At 53.1% G+C, this 3,298-nt stretch carries 3 protein-coding genes; 1 reads left to right on the forward strand and 2 read right to left on the reverse strand.

Annotated elements, in window-relative coordinates; all coding sequences use genetic code 11:
• The first annotated feature begins 190 nt into the window (after nucleotides 1-190).
• Nucleotides 191-898 carry a deoxyribonuclease V gene (gene nfi / locus H6F91_RS15440; protein ID WP_190775312.1) on the forward strand — a complete coding sequence of 236 codons (708 nt, stop codon included), beginning with the start codon at nucleotides 191-193 and terminating at the stop codon, nucleotides 896-898.
• Nucleotides 899-988: 90 nt separating this feature from the next.
• Here nfi and H6F91_RS15445 read toward each other — a convergent pair whose 3' ends face one another.
• Complete coding sequence (locus H6F91_RS15445) at nucleotides 989-2,161, reverse strand: GNAT family N-acetyltransferase (protein WP_190775352.1); 1,173 nt, start codon at nucleotides 2,159-2,161, stop codon at nucleotides 989-991.
• 137 nt (nucleotides 2,162-2,298) lie between these two features.
• On the reverse strand, nucleotides 2,299-3,024 hold the full coding sequence (locus tag H6F91_RS15450) for a RibD family protein (protein WP_242035813.1): 726 nt from the start codon (nucleotides 3,022-3,024) through the stop codon (nucleotides 2,299-2,301).
• Between the last annotated feature and the right edge of the window lie 274 nt (nucleotides 3,025-3,298).

Raw genomic sequence — 3,298 nt, forward strand, 5'->3', positions numbered from 1 at the left:
AAACTCCTGACCTCGGAACTCGACAAGATTTCCCCTGAAAGGGTTGCGTCATTGACGTCCTACGATTTCATTCTCGAAGCCCTATTTGGCGCAGCTTCATATTAAAACGGTATAAGTCTTGTTTGAGGCAGACGTCATTTCACTTTAGAGTGCGCTAGGGTTCATGTATGGGTGGCTCGCGTTTAGGATCATGAACATTCCACGACAGCACAACTGGGATTTGACGTCAGAAGAGGCGATCGCCCTTCAGCAGCAACTCCGTAGCGAAATTCGTACTATTGACGACTTACCTACAACAGTTCACCATGTCGCTGGGGTTGACGTCGGTTTTGAGGAAGAGGGAACGGTCACCCGGGCAGCGATCGCCATACTCACTTTCCCTGGATTGGAATTGATGGATCGGGCGATCGCCCGTCGTCCCACCACATTTCCCTACATTCCCGGTCTACTCTCGTTTCGTGAAATTCCGGCGGTACTCGCAGCGTTAGAAACCCTGCAAACTCAGCCTCAAATTTTTCTGTGCGATGGTATGGGCACCGCTCACCCCCGGCGCTTCGGCATTGCGTCCCATCTGGGTTGGATACTGGATGCACCCACTATTGGAGTTGGCAAGTCTCGTCTGGTGGGAACGCACCCGGAAGTACCTAATGAACGGGGTGCGTGGGTTCCCCTACAGCACAAAGGAGACGTGATTGGGGCCGTTTTGCGAACGCGAGTGAACACCAAACCGCTCTATATTTCGCCCGGTCATCGAGTGAGTTTGGAGACGGCGATCGCCTACGTGATGAACTGCACAACGAAATACCGCCTCCCCGAAACCACTCGCCAAGCTCACCGTCTTGCCTCAGGCCCAGCGGAAGCAGCAGACGAACCGCTTCAGATCAGTCTGTGGGGATAACATCCGATTACTGTTCCATCGTGTGATTGTGATGAAGAGGCACTAAGCGCCTCTTCATCACAATCACACGATGCTTACGGCTCTAGCCATCTACCCTAATTGCTTCAGTGGTAGGTCGTCGTTGATGGCATCGATTTCTAACTGTTCCTGTTCGTTGATTTGATCGATGTATGACCGGAGAATGTGCATCAACCGCTGATCGTAGAAGCGGTGCAGAGAATAGTTCGGTGTAGCCGGGAAGCCGCGTCGCTTTTTGTGGCGACCACCCGCCCCAGGGTCGAAGATTTTAATGTTGTGTGCGATCGCCCACTCGATCGGTGAGTAGTAGCAGGCATCAAAGTGGAGGTTCTCAATGTCCTGGAGTGAACCCCAATAGCGACCATACAGGCGATCGCCCTTGGTAAAACACAGTGACATCCCGACTGGATGCGATTCATCCTCCTCGTAAGCCGCGAACAAAACCGTCCGATGGTGAAAGCTGTTGGGCAGCTCTTCAAAAAAGCGACGGGTCAGGTATTTGCTTCCCCACCAGCCAAATTTGTCGCAGGTGTCGCTGTAAAAGGCGTACATCTGCGTACACAAGGTTTTTGAAATGGCATCGCCCGTGATTGGTTTGAGGCTTAGCCCCGCACTGCTGACGGCTTTGCGCTCTCGCTTGATATTGCGCCGCTGGTTGGCATTAAATGACCCTAAATAGTCGTCGAAAGTCTGAAAACCCTGGTTTTGCCAGATAAAGCTGTGGTGCATCCAGGCACTGAACCCATGACGCTCTAGCACGGGTTGCCAGGTTGGATCCACATAAAGCAGGTTGCAGCCAGAAATTTTGTTCTGCCCACAGAAATGGTCGATTTCGTTAATCAATTGCTCGACGATCGCATCCTCATCCTCACCGGGGGCAATGAGAAAGCGATAGCCCTCAGCAGGAGTGAAGGGCGACATACCCAACAACTTCGGGTAGTACTGAATTCCTAACCGCTGAGCGAGTTCGGCCCACTGGTGGTCAAACACAAACTCACCATAGCTGTGGCCTTTGATATAAAAGGGGGCGATGGCAATAAGACTGCGATCGCGCCATAGCGTCAGGTGGTTGGGCAACCATCCGGCTTTGGCTGTTGCACTTCCTGACGCCTCTAGATTATGCAGCCACTCCCATTCGAAAAAGGGCGTGGGTAGCGGAACCGCCAGGGCATCCCACTCAGCTTTCGGAATTTCAGAAACTTGATGAATCCAGCGGGCTGTGTAGCGAGTGCGGGGTCGGTGCATGGGAGACGAAGCAGGAAGCCAGATGTAAAGACATTTGAAGATCTTAGCGTCAGCGTAACGTACCCATCGGGTTGAGACAACCCAAAACTCATCCCCGTTTTTGTTGAAGGATTGCATACTCTACCAGAAACGGAAGCCTACTCTCTTCGCAGGCGGTAATGTAAAAAAACTTCCTGGCCGATCGCCTCACTGGAGATCAGCTCCAGCCGAGGAGCCAGGGCTGCCGGAAAACCCGCTCCATCCACTGGGCTGGGGGCCTGGGTTCCTCCAAGTAACAACGGGCAAACGGTCAGCCATAGTTCATCAATCGCATCCACCGCCAACAAAGCCGCTACCAGTTCACCACCACCCCCTAAAACAAGACGATGTAGCCCTGCATCCCGAAGATTGGGGAGGGCGATCGTCCAATTCAAACGTCCATCCTGTTCAGGCACCGTCAAAATGTGTTCAAAGGCGTCACCCTCAGCCCAGGAGGTAGCACCTATTGGAGTCGTTAAGAGCCATCGGGGAACAGGTTGCTGAAAAAATCGTAGCCCTGGATCTAACTGCCCTGACCGTGAGCAAACGATGTGAACAGGCTGTGGCGAGAGCTGGCGTTGCTGGCGTTGCTCCAGCAGCACCGGATTCCGCACGGGAAGCGTCGTACCATAGGCTCGTACAGTACCCGCCCCAAACATAACCCCGTCAGCTTCAGCAATGCATTGTTCCAAATGGGCACGATCGGCCTCCGAGCCAAAACGCGCCGGCGATCGCCCCCGATCCGCAATCTTGCCATCTGCGCTCATGGCCAGCACCAGGGTTATGTAAGGTCTAGAGCCAGGATTCATATAGGCAGCGCTCTTGTGGTTATACCCAATACCCATTCAATCTGAAGATGGGTGTCCTGTTCCAGACTCTACCTAAATAACCTCAGTTCGGGATAAGCTGAAGTGCTCATTTTGGCGTGCGCTTTGCGCACGCCAAAATGAGCGTTTTCGAGTGCCGCGCGTTGCACGGCACTCGAAAACGCCCTTAACCCGAACTCATACCGTTTTAATATGAAGCTGCGCCAAATAGGGCTTCGAGAATGAAATCGTAGGACGTCAATGACGCAACCCTTTCAGGGGAAATCTTGTCGAGTTCCGAGGTCAGGAGTTT

This window comes from Leptolyngbya sp. FACHB-8 (assembly GCF_014695575.1).
Lineage (GTDB): Bacteria > Cyanobacteriota > Cyanobacteriia > Elainellales > Elainellaceae > Vacuolonema.

What these genes read in the sequence shown, in the direction of transcription:
- H6F91_RS15450 (WP_242035813.1), bottom strand. Translation starts at nt 3,024, where the DNA reads ATGGGTATTGGGTATAACCACAAGAGCGCTGCCTATATGAATCCTGGC.
- H6F91_RS15445 (WP_190775352.1), bottom strand. Translation starts at nt 2,161, where the DNA reads ATGCACCGACCCCGCACTCGCTACACAGCCCGCTGGATTCATCAAGTT.
- nfi (WP_190775312.1), top strand. Translation starts at nt 191, where the DNA reads ATGAACATTCCACGACAGCACAACTGGGATTTGACGTCAGAAGAGGCG.